This window comes from Polaromonas sp. P1_E3, from assembly GCF_056405935.1.
Genome location: NZ_JBFUBD010000546.1, coordinates 1 through 1,511, shown reverse-complemented (window position 1 = coordinate 1,511; position 1,511 = coordinate 1). Strand labels below are relative to the sequence as shown.

Here is a 1,511-nt window from a genome sequence, read left to right as displayed (position 1 = left end):
GTCCTTAGGCGCGTAGCTCAGCTGGTTAGAGCACCACCTTGACATGGTGGGGGTCGTTGGTTCGAGTCCAATCGCGCCTACCAATTCCTGTTCTATAAATACGGCATCTTCGGATGTCGTTTTTTTTGTCCCCGAATATATTCCCGCTGGTGCTCCCGGAAATGTTCCGCCCACACCGGTCCAGCATAGGGTCGTTGTAGGGTTTTCCAGTCGTGTTTGACGTGGAAAAAAAGCATCAGGAAGTGCCATGGGATTTTTCTCCAGACTCCATTCGCGGTTGACAGGCTGTCTGGATCAGCCGTCAGCACCGCGTTGGGCTGCGCTCCTGGTTCCGTTTTTATTTGCGCTGGCTTCCGTGTTTGTGATCGGCCAGGACGCGAATTGGGACCTGCTGAACTACCACCTCTACAACGCCTATGCGTTGCTCAATGGCCGCGTCGGGGTTGATCTTGCGCCTGCCGCAATGCAGAGCTATTTCAACCCGCTGCTGGATTTGCCCTATTTTCTGATGGTTCAGCATTGGCCGCCGCGTGCTGTAGCCTTCGCGATGGGCTTGTTCCATGGGCTTGACTTTGTATTCCTGCTGCTGATCGTGAGGCCATTTGTCGCGCAGGTGAAACGTCCCAACGCGACGGCAATTCTGCTAGCGCTTGCGGGGTGTCTGAGCGCGGTTTTTGTGTCAGAGCTCGGAAACACCATGGGTGACAACACGTCGTCGGTGTTTGTGCTGGCCGGGATGGCAGTCGCGGTGACCCGATGGGACGCCGTTGTACGCGCGCGCGGGCGCTATCTGTTGTGGATCATGCTGGCGGGATTGCTGATAGGCATGGCAGCGGGCGCAAAGCTCACAAACGCGGTTTATGCAGTGGGCGGTGCTGTGGGGCTTTTGCTCGCCTGTCATGGAGGAGCAGTCCACCGGGTTCGCGTAGTAGTGGCATTCAGCGTCGGCGTGGTGCTGGGCATCGCCTTGACCGGCGCCTACTGGTTCCTTCTGCTCTGGGACCTCTATGGCAACCCGCTGTTCCCGCAGTTCAACACATTTTTCCAGTCAGACATGGCCGGAGTGGTTGGAGTGGGCGACACCCGCTGGAGACCAAAAGGTATCGCTGAGGCGCTCTTTTTTCCATTCATCTTTGCACTGAATCCCTCGCGTGTCGGCGAGTCGGCTCTTTATCAAATCGCACTGCCCGTGCTGTACTCGTTGTTCATATTCTGGGGCGTCGCGGTGACTCGCCGCCGGTTTTTCAGGCCATTGCCGGTTCGGGATGCCCATGCGTTTCCTCTCGAAGAGCCGTCGCGGGCCCATTTCCTGCTGGCATTTGCTGCGATCAGTTATCTGACCTGGCTTGGTATTTTCAGCATTCACCGTTATCTGGTGCCGCTGGAAATGGTTGCCCCATTGGCAATCTGGCTTTTGCTGCATCGCTTGTTCACACCGGCTTTGGCGCAATCGCTCGGCAAAAAAATACTGTTTTCTTCGGTGCTTGTTGTCTTGTTATTCCGGACAACGT

General features: G+C 56.3%; 1 protein-coding gene and 1 tRNA gene. Both read left to right on the top strand.

Annotated elements, in window-relative coordinates; all coding sequences use genetic code 11:
* The first annotated feature begins 6 nt into the window (after positions 1-6).
* A tRNA-Val gene (locus tag AC1D0Z_RS21525) sits at positions 7-83 on the top strand.
* 164 nt (positions 84-247) lie between these two features.
* The coding region (locus AC1D0Z_RS21520) for a hypothetical protein (RefSeq protein ID WP_477660190.1) at positions 248-1,511 on the top strand (1,264 nt) is incomplete at its 3' end.